Genomic DNA, 25,861 nt, shown 5'->3' with positions numbered 1-25,861 from the left:
CGGCCCGCGTTCCCTCCGCCGGTGCACCGGACCGTCCGAACGGCCGAACCCCCGCGGGGGTACCGGCGTCAGGTGGTTCAGTAGCGGTCGCGGAGCCGGGCCGGGTGGTCGGGGCGGCCGAAGTGGAAGCCCTGGCCGTAGGCGACGCCCAGGCCGGCCAGGGCCGTCGCGTCCGCCGAGGTCTCGATGCCCTCGGCGACCACGGCCGCGCCGGTGGCGGTGGCCAGGTCGGTCAGGGCGCGGACCAGGACCTGCAGGACCGGGTCGGCGGCGACGCCGGCGACGATGCTGCGGTCGAGTTTGAGCACGTCGGGCTGGGTGAGCACGATGTGGCGCAGGGACGAGAAGCCGGCCCCGACGTCGTCCACGGCCAGGCGCAGGCCACCGGCCCGCAGCGGGGCCAGGGCGCCCTTGAGCAGGTCGTAGTCCTCGACCTGCTGATGTTCGGACAGTTCCAGCACGATCCGGTCCAGGGGCATGCGGGCCAGGGCGTGCAGGCACTCGGGGGTGAGCAGCGTGTTGGGGGAGACGTTCATCGCCACGTAGCCCTGGTCGTCGGAGGCCTCCAGCAGCTCCGCGGCCCGGCGCAGGGCCAGGATCTCCAGCTCGTCGCCGGAGCCGATCTCGTGTGCCTCCGCGAAGTGCCGGTCGGGGGTACTCGCCCACGCGCGCGGGAAGCGGCTGAGTGCCTCCGCGCCGATGCGGCGGCCGCTGGCCAGGTCGACGATGGGCTGCAGGACGATGTCGGGGCCGCCCGCGGCGACGACGGGGTCGATCCGCGCCGCGATCTCGGTGTGCCTGGCCCGCTGCCTGGCTCCGGGTTCGACGATGAGCGCGGCGGCCTGTGACAGTACCCTCATCAGGGCCTCATCCCGGCGGGAGAGCTCCTTGTCGGCGCCGAATCCCGCGGCGCAGAACGTCCCGTAGGTCGTGCCGTCGCTGAGCACCACCGGGACGGAGATGTAGGAGCGGATCCTCGGGATCCGGGCCGCCGGCAGGCGCATCGCCTCCGGAAACTTCCGCAGGTCCGGGATCACCGCGGGGAGCTTGCCGTCGGCGATCGCCTTGCAGAGCGAGTCGTGCCAGGGGCGGGTCGAGCCGTCGCGGAAGATCGGCGGGAACACGGACTCGACGACCTCCAGGTGCTGGGTGTCGCCGTCGAGCCGGGTGATGAAGGCCAGGCTCAGGCCCAGGGCCGAGCGCGCGGTCCGCAGCAGCGCCGCGATGTGCTCCGCCGCTTCGGTACGTCGTCTGGCCATGCACGGACATCGGCCCGCGGCCGCCGGAGTAAAGACCTTCGGTGCAGGTGACGCCGGGTCATCCGGGCGGCGGCGACGGTTGGCGCGTCGACATCGCCGAACAGCGTCGACATCACCGAGCAAAGGGAGACAGCTGTGACCAGTGCCACCGCCGAACGCCAGGATTCCAGCGTGGAGCAGCGGGACCAGGGGATGGGCATCGACCACCCGCTGCTGCTCGCCGCCCTCATGTCCCGCCGCGAGGAGAGCGGCGACAGCCTCTTCGAGCACCCGCTCATGCTCGCCGCGCTCGCGAAGCGCCGGGGCCGCCGGGGCGGTATGGGTATCGAGCACCCGCTGATGCTGGCGATGCTCATGCGCCGGCGCGAGGACGACAGCGAGGGGATCGACCACCCGCTGCTGCTCGCCGCCCTGATGTCGCGGCGCTGACATGCCGCAGCACGAGCAGAACGGAGGCCAGCCGGTCGACTCGACGATCGACGACCTGATCCTCGACATCCTCAACGACGCCGGCCGGGCCCCGGCGGTGACGGCGTCGGTGATGCCGCAGCTGCCCCGGGGCACGCCGCTGCTGGAGCGGGTGCTGCTGGCCGAGGCGGTGGCCGGCGCCCTCGCCGACGCGCTGGCCCCGGCCCTGGCCAACGCCCTCGCACCACGGGTCCTGCAGCTCATGGACAGCGGGGAGGAGCCGGAGCCGCCGAAGCGGGCCGCGGCCCGATCGGCCAAGTCCGGCAAGTAGCGACGCAGCCTACGTTTCGGGGATACCCGGACGTAGGCTGCTTGCCATGTCGTTCGAGGCGTTTCGAGAGGCCCGGGACCTGCTGCTGGCCACGCGCGAGGACTACGCCGCGGCCGTGGAGCGGTTCCGCTGGCCGGAGCTCGGGGAGTTCAACTGGGCCCTCGACTGGTTCGACCGGGTCGCGGCCGGAAACGACGCCCCGGCGCTGTGGATCGTCGAGGAGGACGGCCGCGAGGAGCGGATCTCCTACGCCGACCTGTCGGCCCGCTCCAACCGCCTGGCCAACTGGCTGCGGGCGCAGGGCGTGGCCCGCGGCGACCGGCTGGTGCTGATGCTCGGCAACCAGGCCGAGCTGTGGGAGACGATCCTGGCCGCGATGAAGCTCGGCGCGGTCATCATCCCGGCGACGCCGCTGCTCGGTCCGGCCGACGCCCGCGACCGGGTGCTGCGCGGCGGGGCGCGGCACATCATCGCCGGGGCCGCCTCCGCCGCGAAGTTCGACGGCGTCGACCCGGCCGTGACCCGCATCGCCGTCGGCGGCGAGGTCCCCGGCTGGCGGCCGTACACCCTGGCCGGCGACGACACCTTCACCCCGGACGGCCCGACCCGGGCGTCGGACCCGCTGCTGCTCTACTTCACCTCCGGCACGACCGCGCGGCCGAAGCTCGTCGAGCACACCCACGCGTCCTACCCGGCCGGGCACCTCTCGACGATGTACTGGATCGGCCTCGAGCCCGGCGACGTGCACCTCAACATCTCCTCGCCGGGCTGGGCCAAGCACGCGTGGAGCAACGTCTTCGCCCCGTGGAACGCCCAGGCCTGCGTGTTCATCTACAACTACACCCGCTTCGACGCGGCCGCCCTCATGCGCCAGATGCAGCGCTGCGGTGTGACGAGCTTCTGCGCCCCGCCGACCGTGTGGCGGATGCTGATCCAGTCCGACCTGGCGCAGCTGCCGACCCCGCCGCGGCTGGTCGTCGGGGCCGGTGAGCCGCTCAACCCGGAGGTCATCGACCAGGTCCGCAAGGCCTGGGGCCGCACGATCCGGGACGGCTTCGGCCAGACCGAGACGACGGTCCAGATCGCGAACTCGCCCGGCCAGCCGGTGAAGCCGGGCTCGATGGGCCGCCCCGTCCCCGGCTACGGCGTCGTGCTCATCGACCCGAGCACCGGCGAGCCGGGCCCGGAGGGCGAGATCTGCCTCGACCTGGCGGCCCGCCCGCTGGGGCTGATGACCGGCTACCACGGCGACCCGGAGCGCACCGCCGAGGCGATGGCCGGTGGCTACTACCACACCGGTGACATCGGCTCCCAGGACGCCGACGGCTACATCACCTACGTCGGCCGCGCCGACGACGTGTTCAAGGCCTCCGACTACCGCATCTCCCCGTTCGAACTGGAGAGCGTCCTGATCGAGCACGACGCCGTGGTGGAGGCGGCGGTGGTACCGTCGCCCGACCCCGTCCGCCTGGCCGTGCCCAAGGCCTACGTGGTCCTCGCGGCCGGCTGGGAGCCCACCGAGGAGACCGCCCGCGCGATCTTCGCGCACTGCCGGGCCCACCTGTCGCCGTTCCAGCGCATCCGCCGCCTCGAGTTCGCCGAGCTCCCGAAGACCATCTCCGGCAAGATCCGCCGAGTCGAGCTGCGCGGCCAGGAGCGCGACAAACACCCCGACCCCACGGTCCCGGCCGACGGCGAGTTCTGGGACGCATGAACCGGCCGCATCCGGCGCGGGTGTACGACTACCTGCTCGGCGGCACCGAGCACTACCCCGCCGACCGGGCCGCGGCCGAGGCCGGGCTGGCCGCCAACCCCAGCAGCCGCATCCCGCCCCGGGAAAATCGCGGATTCCTGCGCCGGGCCGTGGAGTACCTCGCCCTCGAACACGGCGTGCGGCAGTTCCTCGACATCGGCACCGGCATCCCCACCTCGCCGAACGTGCACGAGGTGGCGCAGGCCGTCGACCCCCGCGCGCGGATCGTCTACGTCGACAACGACCCGATCGTCCTGGCCCACGCGCGCTCGCTGACCGGCGGGCGGCCGGAGGGCCGGACCGAGTACCTCGACGCCGACCTGCGCGACGTCGAGCGGATCCTGGCCGCGCCGGGGCTGCGGGCCGCCCTCGACCTGCGCCGGCCGGTGGCCCTCATGCTCGTCGCCGTCCTGCACTTCCTCGAGGACGAGGACAAGCCCCACGAACTGGTCCGGCAGCTCGCCGACGCCCTGCCGGCCGGGAGCTACCTCGCGCTGTCGCACCTGACCGGTGACTTCGACCCGGCGGCGTGGGAGCGGGTGGCGGCGATCTACGCCCGGGACGGGGTCGCGCTGCGGGTGCGGTCGCGGGAGGAGATCGCCGCGTTCTTCGACGGGCTCGAACTGCTCGACCCGGGCCTGGTCGTCGTCACCCGCTGGCGGCCGGACGCCGAGGTCGACCGCCGCGCCACCGACGCACAGGTTTCCGTGTACTGCGGGATCGCCCGCATCCGCTAGAGGTCCGCGGGAATCAGGCTGTACACCGCCATGTCCGCTCGCACACCCGATCGGGTCGGCGTGAGATTGCGCAGTACCCCCTCGAATTGAAATCCGGCGGCCAACGCCGTCTTGCGCGACGCCCCGTTGGCGGTGTCGGCCTGCAGGTGCACCCGCTCCAGGCCGACCTCGGTCAATGCCCAACGGGCCACCACGGCCGCCCCCTCGGCCGCGTAACGGCGGCCCCGCGCCCACGGCGACGTCCAGTAGTGGATCTCGACGGTCCGCGCCTCCCAGTCGGCCCCGAACAGCGCCACGTGCCCGACCAGCCGGCCGCCGCCCCGCGGGGCCAGCGCGAACCCGATGCCCTTGCCGTCGGACCGGCGCTGCTCGATCCCGCCCGTGCACCACGCCACCGCCGTCGGCAGGTCCGCCGCCGCGTAGGGGTAACCGACCGGGGCGCTGCCGACGAACGCCGCGTCCTGCCACGCCTCGTGGACGTCCGGCGCATCGGCGGCGGTGAAGGGGCGCAGCAGGAGCCGTTCGGTGGTGAGCACGGTGCGGGGGAAGGTCTCGTCGGGCCGGAGCATGCCCGAAAGATAGCTCCTGTACCGCTCATATCCCCAGTTGCGGTGCCGATCGGGCCGGTATGCAACTGCGACATCGGCTGCTGGCCCTCGGCGTCGGCGGCACGGTCGTCACCGCGCTCGTCCTGTTCGGGGTCGGTGCGGTATCCAGCGGGCGATTCGGCGCCGGTGCCCGCGAAGACGTCTCCACCCTGTCCCGCGGCGACCTCGACCACGTCTCCGAGGGCGTCACCCGCCTCGCCACCGCCGTCGGCGAAGGCGTGCAGGCCAGCGTCGACCGGGCCCAGACGGCCGCGATCGCCGAGCTCGGCCAGCGCGGCGGGATGCGCTTCGCCCCGCAGACGGCCACCTGGACGGCGACGAACCAGCTCACCCAGGCGGTCAGCACCGTCACCCTGCCCCGGGTCACCGTCGGCGGTGTCTGGCTGGGCCAGAACCGCGACCTGAACACGCCGACGCCCGTCGTCGACGAGATCCGCGGGATGGTCGGCGGGACGGAGACCCTGTTCCAGCGCATGAACGCGGCCGGGGACCTGCTGCGGGTCGCCACGAACGTGCCGAACAAGTCCGGGCTGCGGGCGATCGGCACCTACATCCCGGCGACGGCGGCCGACGGCAGCCCCAACGCGGTCGCCGCCGCGATCCGCGACGGCAAGCCCTACCGCGGCGTCGCTCAGGTCGTCGACACCTGGTACGTCACCGGCTACGACCCGCTCAAGGACGCCGCCGGCAACGTCGTCGGCGCCATCTACTTCGGTGTGCCCCAGGCCGAGGCGATCGCCAGCCTGACGAAGACCATCGCGGAGACGAAGGTCGGGGCCAACGGCAGCGTCGCGGTGTACTCGACCGGCGCCACCGACCGCGGCCGGGTCATCGCCTCCGGCACGCCGGCCGACGTGAACACCGTCCAGCTCGACGCCAAGGACGCCGCCGGAGTCGCGTACGTGGACAAGGTCACGACGGAGGCCCCGAAGCTCACCTCCGGCGCCGCCTGGCACGGCTCGTTCCAGCTGCCCGGCCGCACCGGCGCGGCGGCCGCCGCCAACGACGTCACCGTCACCTACTTCGCCCCGTACAAGTGGGCGATCGTCACCCGCGCCTACACCCCGGACTCGCAGGTCTTCGTCGACAACCTCAACCGCGGCCGGCGCGACATGCTGATGGCGTTCGCCCTCGCCGCGGTGCTCCTCGCGGCTGTCGTCGGCGCGGTCGCCTGGTACTGGGCCCGCCGCGTCGCCGGGCAGCTGGCCGGCCTCACCGGGGCCCTGGACCGGGTCGCGCAGCGGGACCTGACCACGACCGTGACGGCCCGGGGCGACGACGAGGTCGGGCGGATGGGCAAGGCTTTGAACACCGCGGTCGGCGAGCTCCGCGGCCTGCTGGGCGAGATCAGCGGTACCGCCGGCGAGGTCTCCGCCTCGGCCGCCCGGGTCGCCGCGGTCGGCGACGAGCTCGGCGGGGCCGCGGCCGGAGCGGCCCGGCAGGCGGGCTCGGTCGCCGAGTCGGCCCGCGACGTCACCGGCAACGTCAGCACCGTCGCCGCCGGCTCCGCCGAGATGGCCGCCTCGATCACCGCGATCTCCCGCAACGCCGACGAGGCCGCCCGGGTCGCCCAGGACAGCGTCCAGCTCGCCCAGCGCGCGACGACGGTCATGGGCCAGCTCGGCGAGTCCAGCGCCCAGATCGTCGACGTCGTCAAGGTCATCTCCGGGATCGCGGAGCAGACGAACCTCCTCGCGCTCAACGCCACGATCGAGGCGGCCCGGGCCGGCGAGTCCGGCAAGGGCTTCGCGGTCGTCGCCGGCGAGGTGAAGGAGCTCGCACAGCAGACCGCCCGCGCGACCGACGACGTGACCTCGCGCGTGGCCGCGATCCGGGCCGACACCGAGGGCGCGGTCGCCGCGATCGACGCGATCACGGAGGCGATCGACCGGGTGAGCGAGTACCAGCGGGCCATCGCCACCGCCGTCGAGGAGCAGACCGCGACCACGGACGCGATGCAGCACAACGTCCGCCGCGCCGCCGACGCCAGCGGCGCGATCGCCGCCGACATCGACGGTGTCAACAGCAGCGTCACCACCGCCCAGCGCGCGGTCGAGACGTCCCGCTCGGCCGCCCGCGAACTCAACAGCAGCGCCGCCGCCCTGTCATCCCTGGTCAGCCGATTCCGCCTATGACCTCCTCGACCAGCGCGACCCGCTCCCCGACGGTCCCCGGCGGGACCTCGACGAGCTCGTAGCCGAGCCGCCGGTACACGTCCCGGTGGATCCGCTCGAACCGCTCCGAGTCCGCCAGCCCGATCCGCCGAGCCTTGGTCGGGACGATGAACCCCATCAACCGCACAAAGAAGACCCGGCGTTGGTACGTCCCGTCGTTCGCCGCCGCGAGCCGTAGCTCGGCCTGAGGTTCGATCCCGCAGTACTCGGCGAGCGCGAGGGTGCACGCCGGCGACCGGTCGAAGACCTGCAGCGCGCCACCCGCGCCGGCCTGCCGCTCCAGCTGCGTCCGCAGGATGCGCTCGAGAAACGGCTGCCCGGTGCCCTCCAGCTCCGGCGCCTCGTGGATGACGTCGGTGGCCGCCTCCCGGATCACGGTGTGGCCACGCGCCTGCAACGCCTCGGCGAGCGTGGTCTTGCCGGCACCGGGCGCACCGGTCAGGACATACCTTCGGATCATCGGGGGTCACCCTTCAGGTTTTGGGCATGGGCATGCGGCATCGAGGTGCCGGATGTGATCGGGGATCGCACGGTTGCGGCGGAGGCGACAGAAGGCCTGAACCAGCCGGAAACCCTGCCCGACGCGCGGACTCGCCGCGCTGCGCACCCTCGAGAGCCGCGAGGGTGCGGGAGTGCTGACCGCCATGGTACCCGGCGACCCGGCCAGCCGCCGCCCGCACCACCGCGCCCGCGTCCGCGGCCCGCCCCGCCGTCGAGGAGCGCGCCGCCGATGTGCACGACTCACGGGTCCGGGCGGCCAGCCTTTTCGATCGGCGTCTGCGACTTCGGACCCAAGTAACAGCTGCCAACTCCCGGCCGACTACCGGATCTGGCCGCTGCGTGCGCGCAGGTCGGCGGAGCCTATAGCGCGGTGTGCCGGCTCGGAGTCGGCGGTCGCCTGTCCTGCCGATGTGCGACTCAACGCCGCGTCACCGCCGCGACAGGCCTTCATGCACATCGCCCCGTCCGAGCGCAGCGACCAGATCACGATCGTTGACCGCGAACGATAATGTCCGGCGTGACGCTCATAGAAGTGTGCGACCAGTCAGGCTCGGTGGCGGTCCGGGGTCCGCGTCCACTGCGGATCATCGTCGCGGCGACACTCGTGATCGTGCTCGCCGCGGGTGGCGGCTTCATCTGGGTTGTTGCGCAGACACCAACCGGCGGTTCTCCCTGGAATGTGCTCGGGTTCGGTTCGTTCCGCACCATCGGGGCTGTCATGCTCGATCCGGGTGAATACCGGCCCGCGCTGGACCCGTTGGCGCAGCCGGCCACGGATGTCCGCGAATGCGCGGGGGACGGCGAGTTCGCCGACCTGCATGCCGGCACCCGAGTCACCGCCCTTGGCGAAGCCGACGCCATACTCGCGGTCGCCGAGCTGGGCCGGGGTCAGCTCACGTCCGGGACGTGCATGCTGTATTTCAAGTTGCTCGCCGTGCCGGCCGGACACGCCCGCTACGGCATCCAGATCGGCGACAGGCCGCCATACGAGTACACCGAAGAGTCCATGCACCGCCCGAAGGGCATCGGATTCGCACCTGAGTAACCGGCACCGCCAGCAGCGGCCCACGACGCCCAGGCACTTCGCGCCAGACGCGGCGATCTTGGCGTCTGCTCATGCCGCTGATGGCGCGGTCACTGGTCGGCAATGTATCGGGCCGGGAAGGTCCAGATTGCCTTGTCACTCGTCGATAGGCGAAGACAGACGTGCCGTGAGTCCTGTTGCGCGGATGTCCGGGTGGGTCATGTCAAGTTGGTGCAAGCCGCCATCACCGGGTGGCAACGCCAGATCTCGTCTGGCTGCAGAGTAGAACTCTGCACGCGTCGCGCGCTGCTCCTCGAGAAGCCGACGCCACGCGTCCGGATCGCGAACTTGATTCTGAACGAAACGCTCCATCTTCGAGGCAGCATGGAACCAGGCCCTGGCGGCTTCGACGACGAGTGGGGCACCGAGGAGAAGCATCGCTTCCCAACCGAGGTCACGTGCGTCGTACGCGCTGCGTAGCCTTTCGGCGGCTTCGTCGGGAGTCAACGGATGCGGGTTTGGGTCGTTGCCCAGGTGCGCGGATGCCCGGAACGTCACACTGACCGTGACCTTCAGTGCGCGCGAGTAGTCGGCGTATGTAGCCAGACGTTGTGCCCTCCACTGCGCCGACTGTTCCCGCCGAAAGCGAGAGCGATCGCCGAGTGTCACCGCCGTGTAGGAGCCGACGGCTCCGATAATGACGCCGATCAGTGCTGGAAGTTGTGCCAGCAGGCTAGTCATGCCAGCAAAGTACTGCCGCGCCGCAAATGCGCCGAGCCGACTATTCGGTTATGATCGATATGAAGTACCTCCGACCTCGGGTACGACTGCCTCGCACATCTTTCTATGCCGCGATCCGCGCGGGCCGGTCGACATGTGGCGCGCTCGGTAGTGGTCACAGGCGTAGTACTGCCGATCGAGTGTCGAGTCGCCCGTAGGTCAAGATCCGTGCCAAGTACGCCCGGAATGTCGCGAGCGACTGCGGATCTGCTGCCAGTTCGACGATGATCTCGGTGTCCTCCAGGCCGAGGTCAGCGCGGGCCGCTTCGTTGACGACGACGCGCAGACGGTCGCCGTCGATGCTCAACTCACGGACGCACCCATATGCAGTTCCGTGGCGCTCGGTGACCAGACAGTAGGTGTCCATAACCAACTGGACGTCCTGGGCATCCGGGGGCTCGTCGCCGGCCTGAAAGATCAGGGCGCGGCCGGTGCCGTCGCCTCGTTCCCCGACGGCGGCGACCAGGCACTCCTCCTCATCGACGGACGCGACGAACTCGATCAGCATGGCGCCGTTCTTACTACAGCCCAGCCCAGGCCTACGACAAGATCATCGGAACATCCGCTCGTGATCGTGACGTGCCGACTGTCACGTGTGCCGAAGTCGCACTCGTGCCTGGCGCCCTCGATCCAGGTCGACGATTCCGGCGCGTTGAAGCTCGACGGCCACGTAGTCAAATGTCTTGAGGTAGCCATCCAACGTGCCCTGGCCGCCGGAACCTGACGCCGCGGTTCACGACCATGCCGATGTGCGCGTGTCGGGCGCCTTGGTTCTACCGATCGAGCATTGAACTGCTTCACTGGCCGTGCTGCTCCAGCAGCGCCGCGCCCTCAGCCCATTCGATTCGATACTTCTTGGCTTGGTGCAGTCCCCGAGCCGCATCGATCGGCCGGCCCTGCATGCCCCGTGCTGCGATGCTGGGATCAGCGCCTCGTTTCAGCAGGTGCTGCAGGACGCGGAAGCAGCTAGCCTGCTGTTCGGGCGACCATGGCGTGGTACCAGTGGCCGCCGCGTACCAAAGCGCGGTGCGTCCGGTGCTGTCGACCGCGTTGAGTGGGCAGCCAACCTCGAGAAGTTCGTCGATGATCTCCACTCGAGCATCGCCAGTGCCGACTCGACCATGGGCCATCTCATGCAGCGGCGTGCTCTGGAATGTCGTGAGGGCCCCGGCGTCGGCGCCGGCGGACAGCAGTGCCGCGACCACCTCGGAAGCCCCTATCCCGGCGGCGATGTGCAACGGCGTGTACATGCGGTAGTTACGGGCGTCCACGACAGTGCCCTCGGTTATCAACCGAGCGACCTTCTGCGCATCGCCCACCTGGGCGGCAATGTGCAGCGGGCCCTCTCGCAGCGCGTCCATGCCCGCACATTAGCTTGATCGGCACTCGCCAGATCCACCGTCGGGCGGTCGTCGGCAATACCGGCTGCAGTGCGCGGCGTTCGCACATCTGCCGCGGCGCGAGTGCTGGCGTTCATCGTCGCTGGTGACGCACCGTAAAATATGGTTGCGTTTCCTGTTTCCAGCACCCGTCCCGAGTCGCCGGGTGACCTCGTCCTACGGGCCGCGGTGGCGGCTTACCTCGGCCGCTACCGCGGCTTGACCCGCCAGCACAGCGAGTCGGACCTGCGCGTCTGTGTCATCGACGGGCATCGGATGCCGAGGATGCACCCTCACATGCTGAGACACACATTTGTCACGACCATGCTCGACGCCGGGGTCAGCCTCCACGACGTGCAGATCGCCGCTCGGCCCGCCGACCCGCGCACCACGATGCGCTACGACCGGGCCTGCAACAACCTCGGCCGCCACCCGCACCACATTCTCGCCGCCTACATGGCCTCCGGAACCTGACCTTGGAGCACGGCCATGCCGAAGAGCGTGCACGCGATCTTCGTGGGCTGGTGTCGCTGTGGGATGCGTTCCTTCTGGTGGTGAGTCCGGTTCGACATGCGTCTGTGCCGGGGCGGGTGGGTTCTTCAGGAGGTGCAGAGCCTCGCCAGCGTTGCCCGGGCGATGGCCTCGAACGGCTCGTCGCCGGCCAGTCCGGCTTCCAGGAGCGTCAGACCGAAGAACACGGCCCAGCCCTTCGCCCGGTCCATGGTTGGTGGGGCAATGGCCCCATAGGCCTCCCAGAGGTGCGCGTGTGCCGACGGTGGAAACAGCATCCAGGCGGCGGCGAGGTCGATCGCGGGGTCTCCGGCTGTCATGTCACCCCAGTCCAGGACCGCCGCGAGCCGGCCGCCGTCCACCACCAGGTTCTTGGGGTGCAGGTCACCGTGGACGCACGTGGTCAGGGGATCCGGTCGGGCGGCTACGGCGGTGCGCCAATGGCCGCGCAGAGCGGTCACCGGCACGTCGCCGGCGACGTCGTGGAGTTGCTGGTCGATCCGGTCCGCGACATCTGCCAGCGGAATGCCGCGCCAGTCGTTGCGGGGAAAATCATCGGGCACGGGTTGATGCAGCGCTGCCAGGAACCGGCCGAACACGGCGGCCTGCGCCGGGTCCGGCGGGGCGTGCTCGGCTGACCGGCCTGGTATCCACGGCACCACGCTCCATCGCCAGGGGAACAGCTTGCCCTAATGCGGCTCGCCGAGGCGTTCCGGCACCGGCCCGCGTATCGGTAGCCGCCCTGCGAGTACCGGCAGCCAAGCCTGCTCATGTCGCAGCAGCTCCGAACCGGCCCGAATGCGGGGCAGCCGCACGGTCAGGTGCTCACCCAACCGGTAGGTGACGTTGTCCCAGCCGATGGCGGCCAGCGTCAGCCGCAGCTCCGCCAGATCGGGCTGCTGCGCCCGCAGGAGCGCCCGAACCAGATCCTCGTCGATCTCGATTTCCGCCGCCGGCACTCCGGCCGGCGTCATGGGCTCGTCGCTCACGGCCCCAAGCTACCGCGTCGAGCGCACGGAAGGTCATGCCGTGAACACCGGCCGGCCAGCTCCGGGAAGGTGAGACCGGCCGGGTCGACGAGGCTTGGACATGCGGCGGTGATGCTGTCGCGACCGTTGAGCCAGCTTGACCGGTAGTCATAAATGGTTGCGCGTGTCCGGCAGGCTTCCGGACGTGGCCGATGAGCGTGGGCCTGGTCATCGTGATCGGCCCGGCTGCGCTGCCGATCCGCTGAACGTCTGTGCCCACCAGGCGCAGCCGGCGGCGGCTCGGTACGAGGGACGCGCGGGTAAGCTCACGGGCCGTGGCCGGCCATGTGCGTGACAGCTTCGAGGTGAGCGGGCGCAAGCTCTCGTATCTGGATTTCGGCGGGGCGGGCCCGGTGCTGGTCGCGCTGCACGGGCATTTCAGCGAAGGTGCGGACTTCGCCCCGCTGGCGCAACGGCTGGGCCCCGGATGGCGTGTGCTCGCGCTCGACCAGCGGGGACACGGTGAGTCCGGCCGGGCCGGCGACTACGAGCGCAGCGGCTACGTCGGCGACGTCGCCGATTTCCTCGATCACCTCGACCTGGCCCAGGCGATACTAGTCGGCCATTCCCTCGGCGGCGTGAACGCCTACCAGTTCGCCGCCAGGCATCCCGATCGTGTCACTGCCCTCATCGTCGAGGACGCGGGAGCGGTCTGCGACATCGATCTGACGTTCGCGAAGCAGCTGCCCGAGCGGGCCGCGACCCGCGACGAGCTCGTCGAAAAGCTCGGCCGGGCCGCACCGTACCTCGAGCGGACCTTCAGGCAGCGATCGGAAGGCTGGGGCTTCTCCTTCGACGTGCCCGACACGATCCGGTCCCAGCAGGCGCTGTCCGGTGACCACTGGCACGACTGGCTGGCCGTGCGATGCCCGACCCTGCTGATCCGCGGCACGCGCAGCGACAAACTGTCGGCCCGGCACGCGGCGATATGACGGCCAGGCGACCCGTCCATTTCATCGAACTCCCCGCCGGGCACGTCGTTCACCACGACCAACCCATCCTCTACGCCGATTGCATCCGACGGTTCCTGGAGGGCACACCGGCGCCCGGCCCGAACAGCGCATGATCCGGGCTTCCATCGAGGTCTTGCCCGCGGCGAGCGGAGGTGACCTCCAGCGTCCAGGCCTGCGATTGGATCGAACCAGGTCCCGGCAACGCTCATCGACGGCCGGGCCGGCGCTCGGGACGTGCAGTGGGTTCCCTTTCGCGCGTACTTGTTGGTGGAAGGGCCGAACCGAGTACAGGAGGTCGCCTTGAAGCACGCGGCACCGGTGACTGCGACGTCGCTCGCCGAAATGTCGAAAGCGTCGATCCGCCGCCGGTAGATCCTACCGCGCCGCCATGCCGCCGGGCCACGCCCGGCCGCACCGACCGGCGCGGTCGGGCCGGCTGTCGCCGCCTTCGCCGCCTTCGCGTCCGGCTCGGGGGTCTCGACCCGATCACCGCGACCTGGCTGAGTGCGGAGCTGGATGAGAGCGGACCGCCGGAGCAGGTGCTGGACCGTGTCCTCGAGGCTTTGGCAAGTCTCTGAACCGGCCGCGGGCCCGAGCCGGCGGTCGTGGTGCATGTCCCGGGACGAGCCGGTGTCCTGGAGCCTGGCCGCTGCTAGGACCGGAACAGGCCGGAGAACACGAGTGAGCCGGCGAAGCCGCACCACACGATGAGGAACAGCCCGAAGAGGCAGCTGAGGATCCAGCCGGCGACGATGCCGACCTTGGCCAGTTCGATGCCGCGCTCGCCGGTCTGTTCGATCTGCTCCCGAGCCTTGCGGCCGAAGTAGATCCCGAGCGGCGGGAAGGCGAAGAACGCCAGGATGACCGCCAGGATGGCGTACGTGTTCACCGGCGGCGCGGGTCGGTACTGCGGGTACTGCGGATATGGCGGATGCGGCTGGTACTGGTACGGATACTGCTTCGGCTGGCCGGCCGGTTCGTCCTCTGGTTCGGTCATGCGACCCTCATCTCCCCGTTCGGGCCGAGCCACGTCATCGTAGGGCGTGGTAGTGCGCCGATCGTAGGGCCGACGGGCAACTTGCCCTTCGGCGGGAACCGCTGTGAGCCAGCTGGTCGCCCTGGTGGAGGCCCATCAGTGGCGGGAGCTCGACTACCGTCGCGGGATTCATCGTCCGCCGACTGCTTCGATCACCCGGTCGGGGCGGCGGTCCCGCGCCGGACTCTCCCGGTCGGAAGCACCACGCAGTGCCGCCTCGACGCGGCGGTTGTCGGTCATGGTCGCCGTGACGGCGGTCATGGCCAGGAGGAGGCCGGCGGCCGTGTAGAGCGGGGTGCGTACGTCGAACGTGAAGGCCAGCCAGCCGCCGAGGAAGGCGCCGAACGGGGCGGCGCACATGGCGAGCATGCGGGAGGTGGAGGTGACCCGGCCGATCAGGTGCGCTGGAACGATCGCCTGCCGCAGGGAGGGGGCGAGCACCATGGTGGCGCCCATGCCCGCTCCGCACACGGCTAGCGCGAGCCCGGCCAGGTACGGGTTCGGGGCGGCGGCAAGCCCCAGAATGGCAACTCCTTCGACGGCGGCCGTGCAGGTCAGCGCGGTCCCGGTGCCGAGCCGTCGACCGAGGAAGGAGGCGATGCCCGCGCCGAGCAGGCCGCCGGTGGCCTCCGCGGTGAGGAGCAGGCCGAAGCCGGAGGTGTGGATGTCGAGGCGATCGTGCGCGAAGAGGGCGAGGACGGTCTCCACGGCGGTGAAGGCGATGTTCCCGACCGCCGGACGCAGGGCGAGTCCGAGCAGCAACCGGTCCCGGAAGACGTACGAGGCGCCGGCCCGGGCCTGGCGAAGCAGCGACTCACGAGCCTGTGGTACGGGCTTGGGTGCGGCCGGCAGCGACCGCACGAGCAGCGCGGAGAGCGCGAACGACACCGCGTCGGCGAGCAGCGGAACCGCCCGTCCGAGCGCGAGCAGGGCACTGCCGGCAGGGGGTCCCGCGAATCCGGACGCGGCGGTCTGGGTGGCGCGCATGCGGGCATTGGCGCGCTCCAGGAGCGCGGGTTCGCGGCCGAGCAGATCCGGCAGATAGGCCGCGGCGGCCGTGTCGAACAAGAGTGTGCCGAGGCCGAGCAGGAAGGCGACGGCCGCGAGCAGCGGAATGCTCAGCACGTCGAGCACGGCCGCCGCCGCCGGTATCGCCAGCAGCACCGCCCGCGCCGCGTCCGTGACCCACATCGTGCGGCGGCGGTCCCAGCGATCCACCAGCGCACCGCCGAGCACCCCGAACAGCAGCCACGGCAGCGTCGCGGCGGCCGTGACAACGGCGAGCGCCATCGGATTTCGGGTCAATGCCAGCGAGAGCAGGGGCAGCGCCGCATGCGTCACCCCGTCCCCGAGCGACGACACCGTCTGAGCAGCCCACAGCCGCCCGAAACCGGCCGGCAGCTTCCGAACCTCAGTAGTCATAGCCACACCTTGTCGAGGCGTCGGGCCTCGATCAACGCCGATTGCACCGCCCGTGCGATAACGCCGGAGTTATCGAACTGCCGCGGCGTCGCTCGTACGAAGCCGACGAGGACCACGCCGTTACCGGTGCTGGGAAGCGGCCGGCCGCGTCGGCGGCCGGGCTCAGCCGCCCGACACGTCGGCGCAGGCGCGGAGGAACTCGCGGATCAACGCCGTCTCGCCGGCGGCGCGCCACACGGGCGCGTATCGCATGACCGGTCCATCGACCAGCGGCACGAAGACGAGATCCGGGCGGCGCCGGGACGCGGCCGCGAATCCGCGGACCAGGGAGACGACACGCCCCGAGGCGACCGCGCCGAGGCCCTCCTCGACGGTCGCCGCGACGATGCCACGCTGGACGACCCGCCCGGACGGTGTCACGGGCGGGCTGTGCGCGTCCCACATGTAGTCCGGCACCGGGCCGTCCGGGTACAGCACCGGGTAGTCGCCCAGCACTTCCAGATCGACGTGGTCCCGGCCCGCCAGCGGGTGGTTGGCCGCGACGGCCAGTATGAGCGGCTCGGTGTGCAACTCCGGCCCGACCACGAGGTCCGGCTCGCGGACCGGCATCCAGAGCACCGCGACGTCGACCCGGCCGGCGCGCAGCCCGCCGAACGGGTCGGCGGGCTGTACCTCTCGCAGGTTCAGCTCGCACCGTGGGTGCCGCCGCCGGAACAGGTCGAACACGGCCGCCAGTTGCTGGTGGTGGCTGTCGTAGGTGCCGACGTTGAGCGTGCCGGTCTGACCACGGGCGGTGGCAGCCGCCTCCTCGATGCCGCTCATGATCTCGCGGTATCCGACGACGAGCCGGTCGCGGAGCCGCTCGCCGAGCGGGGTGAGGCGCACGACCCGGCTACTGCGCTCGAACAGCGCACCACCGATGCGGCGCTCCTGCTGTTTGATCGACTGGCTGACCCGCGCCTGGGACACGTGCAGGCGCTCGGCCGCGCGCCCGAAGTGGAGTTCCTCGGCCAAGGCCAAGAAGATCTCGATGTCGCGAAGCTCCACGCAACCTGGTCCCTCCGGCCCGCGAACTCGTGTGACGGGAGCATACAGTTTCGCCGTCCGCCACCCGAGCGGCGACGTCGCGGTCCGCGGAATCCGACCCGCCCCGCGGGCGTACACGGCCCGCGGCCTCGGACGACAACCCCCGGCTTATCGGACGGTTCGGTCTTTCGCGTTGATCCCGCTCGGCGGTCCGGTGATTGTGGGCGCATGAGCGAATCCCTGATCGACATCGGGGTGGTGTCGGATCACCCCGGGGTTGCGCGGTGGCACGCCATGGCACCGTGCGGGTCGGTGGCCGGCGTGGCCGGTGTGCGGCCGGTCGTCCCGTTCCGCCACGACGTCCTGTCGGCCCCGCACCCGCCGGTGGAGGCCGGCACCGCCGAACTCGGCCTCTACGTCGCGCCGCGGTGGCGGCGACGCGGCATCGGCTCTCGCCTCCTGCACGCCGTCCGCAGCCAGACCACCGCGCGGCGCCTGGTCGCGGACGTGACGGCGGCCTCGCCCGGCGAGGAGTTCAGCCTCCGGCACGGCTTCCGGTATGCCCGGCCCAGGCGGCACGACCGGCTCGCGTACCACGACGTCCACCAGGCCTGGCTCGGTGAACTTATCGATGCCGAGCACCCCGGCTACCGGCTGACCCACTGGACCGGCGCGATGCTCGACGCGCCGGAACTTGAAGATCTGCTCCCAAGCCCGAGCCGTCTCGGTGACGCCGTCCTGATCGCCGCGGACGCGGGCGGCGACCTGGCCGCCTACGTGGTGGCGGTCGTCGGCGCGCTCTGGCCGCCACGTGCACGTCAGTACGGCCCCGCGGTCCTGCCCCGGCATCGCGGCCGCCAGCTCGACCGGTGGGTCAACGCTGCCCTGATCCAGCGACTGTTCGAGCGGCACCCGCAGATCGAACTGATCGAAACCGCCACCGCCGAAGACGACACCGACCTCCTCGCCGTACGCAAGGACCTGGGCTTCCACCCGCTGCGACAGACGCACGCGTACGAGCTCACCCTGCGCTGACGAACCCCGATCCGGCGGTCGCGTCACCAGCGGCGCTCGAGGACCTTGCCGCACATCAGCGGAAGTGGGCGGCTACGGCGTGGAAGGCGGCTTTGCGTTCCCAGCGGTCGGGTGGGCCCGGGTAGGTGCGGACCAGGCTGAAGCCGCTCATGTCGAGGTCGTAGCGGGGGTCGGGGTGGTAGGTGAGGAGGGGTTCGGAGAACTGGGTGACGAAGGCGCCCTCGACGCCGGCGCGGTCCAGGATGTGCAGGTCCTCGGCGATGCGCCTGGCCTGGAGGTCCTCGTCGCGTTGGTGGTGGCCGCGGATCAGGCGGGGGCGGATCAGGTGGTTGAGGAGCGGTAGCTGGTGCAGGGCCACGGTGGGCCAGCTGATCAGGCCGACGGTCAGCAGGTTGGGGTCGGTGTCGGCGCCCTTGTAGGTTCGCATGCCGAACTCGGTGATGATGACGGGCTTTTCGTGGCGGCGCAGGCGTTCCAGGACACGTTCGTAGTGGGGCTCGGACGTGATGTATCGGTAGTGGTCGACGGCGACGAAGTCGAAGCGTTGCCAGTCGACCCGCTCGAACGGCAGGGACGCGTAGGTCAGCGGGCCGTTGAAGTGTCTGCGGGCCGTCTCGGCGGCGGCTCGGAGGAACGCCGCCAAGGGTTCGGTGTGGCGGCCGGCGCGGATCGCGGGGGCCGGGTGCTTCGTGCGGGCGGCGAACGTGCGGCCGGGGAGGATGCCGCGCAGGAAGAACGTGGCCTCCGTGGCGACGCTGAGCACGATCCGGGCGCCCGGCTCGCGGCGGAGGGTCTCGGCGGTGCGGGCGGCCGCGGCCAGGTAGTCCAGGGTGCGGGCCGGGGTGTGGTTCCACAGCTCCGGGGACAGCCACACCTCCAGGCCCAGGGCGATCGCGTCGCGGGCGGCGGTGGCCAGGCGGTCCAGGTCGCGGCCGCTGAGCTTGACGGCGTTGCAGTGCAGCTCGTCGCGGATCACCGTCAGGTCGCGGCGGGTGGCTTCCCGGCTGAACTGCGGGCGCCAGTTGAAGCCCAGGTAGCGGCCGGTGTCGTACAGGACTCCTCGTCGGTTCATGGGCCGCACGCTGCACCCTCACGCGGCGTGAAGGTCAACCCTGGCACAGGGCGTCGCCCAGCGTGGTGCGGTAGTAGAGGACCGAGCGGCCGGCGCGGCGGCGGGCGGCCAGGCCGGCGTCGCGCAGGACGCGCAGGTGCCCGCCGGTCGAGCCGAGTGTCTGGCCGGTCAGGGCGACGAGCTGGGTGGTGCTCTTCGGTGCGGCCAGGAGGGTGAGGATGCGGGCGCGGGCCGGGCCGATCAGGCGGGCGAGGGCCTCAGGGGGTACCCCCGCCGGGTCTTGCGCCAGCCAGCCGGTGGCCGGATAGATGATCGCGTGGACGTCGCCCCGTTCCTCGTACGCCACCCAGCCGCGATGGGCCGTGATGGGGATGAACAGCAGCCGCGGGCCGGTGACGTCGCGGGGCGGGTAGTCGTAGGTGTTGATCTGCAGCCGGCCGTCGCCGAGCCAGCGCATCCCGGGGCGCATGCCGTCGAGGACCGCGGCCCAGCCGCCCGTCGTGAGCCGGTCGGTCCGGGCCACGATGTCGGCCTCGAGGGCGCGGCGGCGGCGCGGCCACGCCGCCTCCAGGGTGTGCCGCCACACCCACTCGACGAGTTCGGCCGCGCGGGCGGCCAGGCCGGGGCGGTGCAGGACGGGGGCGAGGGGGCGCTCCAGCGTTTCCAGGATGTCGCGCCGGGCCTGCTCGTCGGGGGTGGCGGCGATGCGGGCGAGCTCGTCGGCGAACGCCGGGGTGTCCGTCGGCGGGGGCAGGTACAGGAAGTCGGCGAGCCAGCCGGGGCGGATCGCGTCGCGCAGGAACGGCCCCGCGAAGTCGTCGCCGCCCCAGCGGGCCTGGAACGCCGGGCGGGCCGTGGCCAGCCACTCGCGCTGGGCCGGGGAGAGGCCGTGCTGACCGGTCAGCGCGGCCAGGCAGCCCACGGTCTCGGCCAAGGGCGACACGACGAACCGGCCGCCCGCCAGCACGTCGGTGCCGATCCGCCACAGTCCCACGAAGTTTCGCCTCCACCCGAAACTCTACGGTCCGGCGGTCGCGGGGCCGCAGACTCCCGGCATGCGCACGTATCGCGAGCTGTTCCGCGCCCCCGAGTTCACCGCCCTCTTCGCCACCGTGTCCGTGCAGGTCGCGGCCCAGACGGTGAGCGGGATCGCGCTGGCGACGCTCGTCTACGGTGCGACCGGGTCGCCGCTGCTGTCGGCGCTGTCCATGTTCGGGGCGTCGTTCGCGCAGGTCGTGGGGGCGGCGACGCTGCTGTCCTTCGCCGACCGGCTCCCGCCCCGGGCCGCGCTGGCCGGGCTGGCCCTGTTCACGGCGCTCACCACCGCGCTGCTGGCGGTGCCGGGGCTGCCCGTCGGGGCGGTCCTGGGCGTGGTGCTGGTCCAGGGCCTCGTCGCCTCGATCGGCGGCGGGGTCCGCTTCGGTCTGCTCTCCGAGATCGTTTCCTCGGAGGGGTACCTCCTGGGCCGGTCCCTGCTGAACATGTCAGTCGGGGCCATGCAGATCGCCGGGTTCGCGGGCGGCGGGCTGCTCCTGGCGGTCGCCACCCCGTCGGCGGTCCTGCTCGGCGGGGCCGGGCTCAGCCTGCTCGCGGCGATCGTGGCCCGGCTCGGGCTGTCGGCCCGACCGGCGCGCACGTCCGGGCGGGCGTCGGTGCGGGCCACCTGGCGCGGCAACCGGGAGCTGCTGTCGTCGCCGGCGCGGCGGGCCGTCTACATCGGGCTGTGGGTGCCCAACGGGCTCATCGTCGGCTGCGAGGCGCTGTTCGTCCCGTACTCCCCGCAGGCCGCCGGGGCCCTGTTCGTCGCGGCGGCGATGGGGATGCTCGCCGGGGACGCGTTCGCGGGGCGGCTCCTGCCCGCGCGGTGGCGGCGGCCGTTGACGACGCCCGTGCAGCTGCTGCTGGCCGTGCCGTACCTCGCGTTCGCCCTGCACCCGCCCCTGTGGGCGGCGGCCGGGCTGGCCGCGGTGGCGTCGGTCGGGTACTGCGGCAGCCTCCTGCTCCAGGACCGCCTCGTCGAGCTCACCCCACCCGAACTGCGCGGGCACTCGCTCGGCCTGCACAGCTCCGGGATGTTCACGATGCAGGCGGTCGGGGCGACCGTGGCCGGTGCGGTGGCGCAGCTGATGCCGGCCGGCCGGGCGATGGCGGTCATGGCCGTCGCGTCGATCGCCGTCTCCCTGCTCCTTGCTCGCGCCTACCGAGCGCCGGTCACCACCAGCCCTGCCGTTTCGCCCAGCCCAGCAGCGTCGCGGACATGACGGCCATCAGCAGCAGCACCGCCACCAGGTGCGGCACCTGCGTCTTGTCGTTGACGATGAGGTTCATCCCGTAGACCGAGGAGAGCGCGGTGATCGGCAGCGTGATGGCGGCGATCACGGCCAGCCGCTCGGCGGCGATGGTCATCTTCGTGTCGGTGCGGGCCTTATAAAATTCGATGACGCCTTGGAGGTACTCCCGTTCGCCGTCGGCCACAGTACGTACCCGGTCGAACTGGTCGACCACGTCGGTCACCAGGTGCAGCGCCTCCGGCGGGACGGCGGCCCGGGGCAGGGTCACCATGCGCCCGTAGATCGCCCCGCCGAGCGCCGCCATCGTGCGGACCGCGAGGAGCCCGTGCCGCGCCTGGAACAGCTCCTCCAGGAACTGCTCCGGGTTGCCGAGGTGCCCGGCGGTGACCCGCTGCTCGAGCCGCCACACCTCGGCGGTGACGTCCTCGACGAGGGTCTCCTGGAGCCGGGAGATCGACGACACGATCGCGTAGGACAGCTCGAACCCGGACGCCGGCGTGAACCGCCCGGACTCGATGCGCCGCAGCACGTCGCGGGTCTGGCGCAGGGGCACGTCCGGCGGCACGGCCGGGTTCACCGGGCCGTGGATCGTCACCAGGTAGCGGGCTCCGATGAACTGGTCGAGCTCGATGTAGTGCACGTGGCCCCGGGCCCCGAAGTGCGGTGCGTGCAGGATGACGAAGACGTGGCCCGGGTAGGGATGGATCTTCGGCACCCGGTTGCGCACGGACGCGTCGCGCAGGGCGAGCGGATGGAACCCGAACGCGTCGCGCAGCGCGGTGACGGCGGCCGGGTCACAGGTGGCGATGTCGACCCAGACGATGCCGTCGTCCCGGGCGAGCAGGGCGGGCAGTTCGTCCTCGGCGTGCGCGGAGACCCCGCCGGGCTTGATCAGCCGCACGTCCATGCCGCGAGCATGCCAGCCGGCGCCGGGGGCCGCCAGGGTGGGCGTGTGAACTTCTGGATCATCGGAACCGCTGGGCCCATCGACCGGACTTCGTGTCCTTTCGGTGGCATCATCAGGGCCGATATGCCGACCTGTTCCGGGAATGCATTGACGGGGAATGTATCCGGGGCCAGATCTATTGACGGATCCGGATGATCTAGCTTTGGCCGGCGGGACCGTCACTCGTCCGTGGGTTCGCTATCTGAATTTGCCAGCGCATGTCAAAATTTTGGCTCGAACGCGCCATGGTGGACCCCACCAGGGCGTGAAATCCTGGTCACTTGACGGAATCAGACCTGGTGACGACCTAGGCCCGGAGTGTATCGACGTGGCTATCGCACTGCCGGGTGTCGATAAGGTACCCGAAGGGCCGATGCGTGAGTTCGTCGCGGCCCTGCACGAGGTCTATGACGCGGCCGGGCAGCCGGCCGCGCGGGTGATCGCCAGGCGCACGGTCTCGCTGCACAAGGCCTTCGAATCCGTATCGCACGAAACCGTGAGCGCGACGCTGCGCGGCGATACGGTGCCGGCCTGGGAAAAGATCAAGTCGATCCTGCACGTGCTGGTGGCAATGGCTCCGGTCGAATACGACATGGTGGAGCTCGAGCAGCAGACCAACGAGCTGTGGCAGCGGGCCCGCCGCGAGCGGCAGGAGTCCGCGCCGACCTACATTCCGGTTCAGCACCAGCCCAACCCGGTCGCGCCGCCGCGCCCCGTGCCCATGGTGGACGACGCCGCGCCGCTGGTCGGTGTGCGCCCGCCGGCGGCGCCGGGTTTCGTCGGCCGGGCGGCGCTGGTCGACGCGGTCCGCACGGCGCTGGCCGGCAGCCACGATGTCCGGCTGGTGCTGCATGGGCCGATCGGCGCCGGCAAGACCCAGGCGGTGCTGCAGTACCTCGACCGCCATCTGCCCACCGATCAGGCGGTGTGGTGGATCCCGTGCGGTACCGCCGAATCGGCTTTGGCCTCGCTGCTGGAGCTCGCGGCCGTGCTGCGCATCGACCGGCACCTGCGGGTGGAGCACACGGTGCGGCTGGTGCTGGAGCGGCTGGAGGCGCAGCGGTACCCCTACCTGATGATCTTCGACGGCCTCGACGACCGCCGGCTGCTGCGCCTGGTGCCCAACGGCGGCCACGTCGTCATCACGACCCGCGACCCGGCCATCGGCGGCGATGAGGCGAGCACCGGCCTGCCGGTGCCGGACCTGGCCACGACCGAGGTGGCGGAGCTGCTGCACGGGCACGACCCGGACGCGCCGGTCGAGCTGATCGAGGCGGTGGTCGGCGCCTACGGTGCGGCACCGCTCGCGCTGCGGCAGGTCCTCGCCTGGTGGCAGGCGACCGGAGCGCCGCTCGACCTGTCCGGCGACCTCGACCCGGCCGACCGCCTCAACCCGCTGCCGGTCGACGGCTACGGCCGCAGCGCCTCCCTCGCCCTGCTGTTCGCGCTGGACCGGCTCGAGGCCGCGAGCCGGGCGGCGCTGCTGCTGCTCGAGGCCCTGGTCTGCTTCGCGCCGGTCCCGGTGTCCAAGGCCCTGCTCGGGCGGGCCGCCGGGGCGCCCGTGGACGCGGCCCTGGGCGAGGTGCTGCGCGGCGACATCGCGCTCAACAAGACCATCCTGGAGCTGCGGCGCCAGGGTCTGGCCCGGCTCACCAGCGACGGCGCCCGGATCGAGGTGGTGCCGCTGGCCCGGCTCGTGGCCCGGCGGGCGCTGAGCGGCGGTGAGGCCGAGCGGGCCCGCCGCCACGCCCACGCGCTGCTCGCCGCGGCCGACCCGGGCTGGCCCGACGACAAGTCGGCGTCCGAGGACCTGTATCGGGAGATCGCCGAGCACGTCGACGCGACCGCGATGATCGAGTCCCGGGCGCGGCCGGTGCGGGAGGCGGTGCTGCACCAGATCCGGTTCCGCTACCTGGTCGGTGAGCAGATGGCGGCCTGCGAACTCGGCGAGAACGCCTACAACGCGTGGCGGATCGGCAACGACCCCGACGACGACGACCAGCTGGTGCTGCGGGCCTCGCAGGCCTGGGCCAACGCGCTGCGGGCGAACGGCCGCTACGAGAAGGCGAGCCGGCTGACCCGGGAGGCGATGAGCCAGCTGCGGGTCGACTCGCACTACGGCGAGGACCACCCGCACACCTTGGGCATGGCCGGGTCGCGGGCGGCGGACCTGCGCATCGCGGGCGACTACGAGCGGGCGCGGGAGTTCGACGAGGAGACCCTCGCGCGGTGGGCGACCCAGTTCGGCGCCGACGACCCGCGCACGATCATGAGCCGGCACAACCTGGCGATCAGCCTGCGGCTGGCCGGCGCGTTCGAGGCGGCCGAGGCGGCCGACCGGACCGTGCTGCGCCAGCACCGGGAGATGTTCGGCGAGGAGAACTGGCGGACGCTGCTGTCCGTCAACGCGCTCGCCGAGGACCTCAACGGGCAGGGCCGCTTCGCCGACGTCCTGCGCGACCTGGAGCCGCTGCGCGACCGGATCACGGCCCGGCGCTGGACCTGGCGGGACCGCGGGCTGATGCTCGCCGGGCGGGCCCTCGCGCTCGCGCTGCGCGGGGCCGGCCGCCGGGAGGAGGCCCTGGAGCTGCTGCGGTCGACCAGCACCCACTGCGCGGAGCTGCTCGGTGAGCGCCACGACCACACCCTGGCACTGCGGATGAGCCTCGCGAACACCCTGCACATGCTGGGGCGGGCGGCCGAGGCGGCCGACGAGGCGGGGCGGGTCCTCGACCTCTACCGCCGGCAGTTCGGCGAACGCAACCCGCTCACCGTGGCAGCCGAGATCAACCTGGCGAACATGCGCCGGGCCGCGGGTGACGTCGCCGGGGCGATGAAGGTCGACGGCACCAGCAACGAGGCGCTGCGCGACAAGGTCGGCCCGCACCATCCGTTCCTGGTCGCGGTGGCCGTCAACCACGCCTCGGACGTCGCGCGCAGCGGCAACCCCAACCGGCTGGACATGTCGCGGCGGGCGCTGGAGTTCGCGACCCGGGTGCATAACCACCGCGATCACCCGGATCTGCTCGCCGCCGAGGCTAATCTGGTAGTTGACCTCGCCGCGATGAACAGCCCGGCCGCGGTGAGCAAACGCCAGCAGGTGCTCCAGCGCCTGGAGCGCCTCTACGGCGCCGATCATCCGACCGCGATCAGTGTGGCACGAGGCGACCGGGTGGACTGCGTTTTGGAGCCACCACTGCCGTAAAAGGAACGCCAAATTTCGTCAAGTCGCTCGTCAGGGCGACGGCGGACGCCAAAGATGCCAATCGAGGGGCCGATTGTAGGGTCGACGCCGATAGCCAACAAGCCTGTCCAATGGCCGTGGTGTGTACGGGGGTGCGCGATGTCGCCGAGGACTATGGAATTCAGCCCTGGAGGCCGATCCGTGAGTGGTATTGCTGAATCGATCGCGGGCGGCAATCCGCAGAACGCTGCGTTCGTGGATGTGCGGCACGTGCCGCTGAGTGAGCTGCTGGCGATGGGGCCGGATTCGCCGGTGCAGCGTTCGGCCCGGCGAATCCAGCAGAATCTGGCCGACCCTAACGGGGTGCTGTCCGCGTTCAGCAGCTTTGTGGACGGGTCCTGATT

Annotated in this window: 26 protein-coding genes; 12 read left to right on the top strand and 14 right to left on the bottom strand. The window is 71.4% G+C overall.

Annotation, left to right across the window (positions count from 1 at the left end):
- Positions 1–77 precede the first annotated feature (77 nt).
- Complete coding sequence (locus ACIA8L_RS22405; protein WP_395907456.1) at positions 78–1,259, bottom strand: EAL domain-containing protein; 1,182 nt, start codon at positions 1,257–1,259, stop codon at positions 78–80.
- 135 nt (positions 1,260–1,394) lie between these two features.
- Here ACIA8L_RS22405 and ACIA8L_RS22400 point away from each other — a divergent pair, with 135 nt between their 5' ends.
- From ACIA8L_RS22400 to ACIA8L_RS22385, 4 genes are read left to right on the top strand one after another with little or no spacing between them, the layout of a single operon-like run.
- Positions 1,395–1,688, top strand: coding sequence for a hypothetical protein (locus ACIA8L_RS22400; protein ID WP_395907454.1), 294 nt, complete (start codon positions 1,395–1,397; stop codon positions 1,686–1,688).
- 1 nt (position 1,689) lies between these two features.
- Positions 1,690–1,998: a hypothetical protein gene (locus ACIA8L_RS22395; RefSeq protein WP_395907452.1), complete on the top strand. Its 309-nt coding sequence runs from the start codon at positions 1,690–1,692 to the stop codon at positions 1,996–1,998.
- Between the two features lie 46 nt (positions 1,999–2,044).
- Positions 2,045–3,712 carry an AMP-binding protein gene (locus tag ACIA8L_RS22390; RefSeq protein ID WP_395907450.1) on the top strand — a complete coding sequence of 556 codons (1,668 nt, stop codon included), beginning with the start codon at positions 2,045–2,047 and terminating at the stop codon, positions 3,710–3,712.
- Positions 3,709–4,488 carry an SAM-dependent methyltransferase gene (locus ACIA8L_RS22385; RefSeq protein WP_395907447.1) on the top strand — a complete coding sequence of 260 codons (780 nt, stop codon included), beginning with the start codon at positions 3,709–3,711 and terminating at the stop codon, positions 4,486–4,488. The genes ACIA8L_RS22390 and ACIA8L_RS22385 overlap by 4 nt, the downstream gene beginning before the upstream one ends.
- Here ACIA8L_RS22385 and ACIA8L_RS22380 read toward each other — a convergent pair.
- Positions 4,485–5,057 (bottom strand): GNAT family N-acetyltransferase, encoded by a 573-nt coding sequence (locus tag ACIA8L_RS22380; RefSeq protein ID WP_395907444.1) that lies wholly within the window; start codon positions 5,055–5,057, stop codon positions 4,485–4,487. The genes ACIA8L_RS22385 and ACIA8L_RS22380 overlap by 4 nt on opposite strands.
- A 59-nt stretch (positions 5,058–5,116) precedes the next feature.
- Here ACIA8L_RS22380 and ACIA8L_RS22375 point away from each other — a divergent pair, with 59 nt between their 5' ends.
- Positions 5,117–7,231, top strand: a complete 2,115-nt coding sequence (locus ACIA8L_RS22375) for a methyl-accepting chemotaxis protein (protein ID WP_395907443.1) — start codon at positions 5,117–5,119, stop codon at positions 7,229–7,231.
- Here the strand turns inward: ACIA8L_RS22375 and ACIA8L_RS22370 are convergent.
- The gene (locus ACIA8L_RS22370) at positions 7,212–7,730 is read right to left on the bottom strand and encodes an AAA family ATPase (protein ID WP_395907441.1); all 519 of its coding nucleotides are present in this window, start codon (positions 7,728–7,730) and stop codon (positions 7,212–7,214) included. The two genes, ACIA8L_RS22375 and ACIA8L_RS22370, sit on opposite strands and share 20 nt — an antisense overlap.
- 549 nt (positions 7,731–8,279) lie before the next feature.
- Between ACIA8L_RS22370 and ACIA8L_RS22365 the strand changes: the two genes are divergently transcribed.
- Positions 8,280–8,816, top strand: coding sequence for a hypothetical protein (locus tag ACIA8L_RS22365; RefSeq protein WP_395907438.1), 537 nt, complete (start codon positions 8,280–8,282; stop codon positions 8,814–8,816).
- Positions 8,817–8,951: 135 nt separating this feature from the next.
- Here the strand turns inward: ACIA8L_RS22365 and ACIA8L_RS22360 are convergent, their stop codons facing one another.
- From ACIA8L_RS22360 to ACIA8L_RS22350, 3 genes are all read right to left on the bottom strand, one after another.
- A complete protein-coding gene (locus tag ACIA8L_RS22360; RefSeq protein ID WP_395907436.1) occupies positions 8,952–9,536 on the bottom strand; it encodes a hypothetical protein in 585 nt (194 codons plus the stop codon).
- A 154-nt stretch (positions 9,537–9,690) separates the two neighbouring features.
- A complete protein-coding gene (locus tag ACIA8L_RS22355; RefSeq protein WP_395907434.1) occupies positions 9,691–10,083 on the bottom strand; it encodes an Imm10 family immunity protein in 393 nt (130 codons plus the stop codon).
- A gap of 289 nt (positions 10,084–10,372) precedes the next feature.
- Positions 10,373–10,936, bottom strand: coding sequence for an ankyrin repeat domain-containing protein (locus ACIA8L_RS22350; RefSeq protein WP_395907432.1), 564 nt, complete (start codon positions 10,934–10,936; stop codon positions 10,373–10,375).
- A 141-nt stretch (positions 10,937–11,077) separates the two neighbouring features.
- Between ACIA8L_RS22350 and ACIA8L_RS22345 the strand changes: the two genes are divergently transcribed.
- On the top strand, positions 11,078–11,428 hold the full coding sequence (locus ACIA8L_RS22345) for a site-specific integrase (RefSeq protein ID WP_395907430.1): 351 nt from the start codon (positions 11,078–11,080) through the stop codon (positions 11,426–11,428).
- A gap of 125 nt (positions 11,429–11,553) precedes the next feature.
- Here ACIA8L_RS22345 and ACIA8L_RS22340 read toward each other — a convergent pair whose 3' ends face one another.
- Together ACIA8L_RS22340 and ACIA8L_RS22335 are read right to left on the bottom strand one after the other, a co-directional pair.
- On the bottom strand, positions 11,554–12,147 hold the full coding sequence (locus ACIA8L_RS22340) for a phosphotransferase (RefSeq protein WP_395908059.1): 594 nt from the start codon (positions 12,145–12,147) through the stop codon (positions 11,554–11,556).
- A gap of 6 nt (positions 12,148–12,153) precedes the next feature.
- Positions 12,154–12,453 (bottom strand): phosphotransferase, encoded by a 300-nt coding sequence (locus tag ACIA8L_RS22335; protein WP_395907428.1) that lies wholly within the window; start codon positions 12,451–12,453, stop codon positions 12,154–12,156.
- Positions 12,454–12,767: 314 nt separating this feature from the next.
- On the opposite strand from ACIA8L_RS22335, the gene ACIA8L_RS22330 reads away from it, so the two are divergent.
- Positions 12,768–13,424 (top strand): alpha/beta fold hydrolase, encoded by a 657-nt coding sequence (locus ACIA8L_RS22330; RefSeq protein ID WP_395907426.1) that lies wholly within the window; start codon positions 12,768–12,770, stop codon positions 13,422–13,424.
- A 673-nt stretch (positions 13,425–14,097) separates the two neighbouring features.
- Here ACIA8L_RS22330 and ACIA8L_RS22325 read toward each other — a convergent pair.
- The 3 genes from ACIA8L_RS22325 to ACIA8L_RS22315 form a co-directional block, all read right to left on the bottom strand.
- A complete protein-coding gene (locus ACIA8L_RS22325) occupies positions 14,098–14,442 on the bottom strand; it encodes a DUF4190 domain-containing protein (protein WP_395907424.1) in 345 nt (114 codons plus the stop codon).
- Positions 14,443–14,610: 168 nt separating this feature from the next.
- On the bottom strand, positions 14,611–15,903 hold the full coding sequence (locus tag ACIA8L_RS22320; RefSeq protein WP_395907422.1) for an MFS transporter: 1,293 nt from the start codon (positions 15,901–15,903) through the stop codon (positions 14,611–14,613).
- Positions 15,904–16,065: 162 nt separating this feature from the next.
- Positions 16,066–16,950, bottom strand: a complete 885-nt coding sequence (locus tag ACIA8L_RS22315) for a LysR family transcriptional regulator (protein ID WP_395907420.1) — start codon at positions 16,948–16,950, stop codon at positions 16,066–16,068.
- Positions 16,951–17,157: 207 nt separating this feature from the next.
- Between ACIA8L_RS22315 and ACIA8L_RS22310 the strand changes: the two genes are divergently transcribed.
- The gene (locus ACIA8L_RS22310; RefSeq protein WP_395907418.1) at positions 17,158–17,964 is read left to right on the top strand and encodes a GNAT family N-acetyltransferase; all 807 of its coding nucleotides are present in this window, start codon (positions 17,158–17,160) and stop codon (positions 17,962–17,964) included.
- A gap of 55 nt (positions 17,965–18,019) precedes the next feature.
- On the opposite strand, the gene ACIA8L_RS22305 is transcribed toward ACIA8L_RS22310, so the two are convergent.
- Positions 18,020–19,036, bottom strand: a complete 1,017-nt coding sequence (locus tag ACIA8L_RS22305) for a hypothetical protein (RefSeq protein ID WP_395907416.1) — start codon at positions 19,034–19,036, stop codon at positions 18,020–18,022.
- A gap of 34 nt (positions 19,037–19,070) precedes the next feature.
- On the bottom strand, positions 19,071–20,030 hold the full coding sequence (locus tag ACIA8L_RS22300; RefSeq protein ID WP_395907414.1) for an ArsR family transcriptional regulator: 960 nt from the start codon (positions 20,028–20,030) through the stop codon (positions 19,071–19,073).
- 61 nt (positions 20,031–20,091) lie between these two features.
- Here ACIA8L_RS22300 and ACIA8L_RS22295 point away from each other — a divergent pair, with 61 nt between their 5' ends.
- Entirely contained in the window at positions 20,092–21,297 is a 1,206-nt protein-coding gene (locus ACIA8L_RS22295; RefSeq protein ID WP_395907411.1) for an MFS transporter, read from the top strand.
- Here ACIA8L_RS22295 and ACIA8L_RS22290 read toward each other — a convergent pair.
- On the bottom strand, positions 21,248–22,234 hold the full coding sequence (locus tag ACIA8L_RS22290; RefSeq protein ID WP_395907409.1) for a magnesium transporter CorA family protein: 987 nt from the start codon (positions 22,232–22,234) through the stop codon (positions 21,248–21,250). The genes ACIA8L_RS22295 and ACIA8L_RS22290 overlap by 50 nt on opposite strands.
- Before the next feature lie 412 nt (positions 22,235–22,646).
- On the opposite strand from ACIA8L_RS22290, the gene fxsT reads away from it, so the two are divergent.
- On the top strand, positions 22,647–25,478 hold the full coding sequence (fxsT, locus tag ACIA8L_RS22285) for an FxSxx-COOH system tetratricopeptide repeat protein (RefSeq protein ID WP_395907407.1): 2,832 nt from the start codon (positions 22,647–22,649) through the stop codon (positions 25,476–25,478).
- Positions 25,479–25,658: 180 nt separating this feature from the next.
- Entirely contained in the window at positions 25,659–25,859 is a 201-nt protein-coding gene (locus ACIA8L_RS22280; RefSeq protein WP_395907405.1) for a hypothetical protein, read from the top strand.
- Positions 25,860–25,861 lie beyond the last annotated feature (2 nt).

This window comes from Dactylosporangium sp. NPDC051541 (genome assembly GCF_044454505.1).
GTDB lineage: Bacteria > Actinomycetota > Actinomycetes > Mycobacteriales > Micromonosporaceae > Dactylosporangium.
The sequence above is the reverse complement of the archived record's forward strand: the minus strand, read 5'-3'. Positions and strand labels throughout refer to the sequence as shown.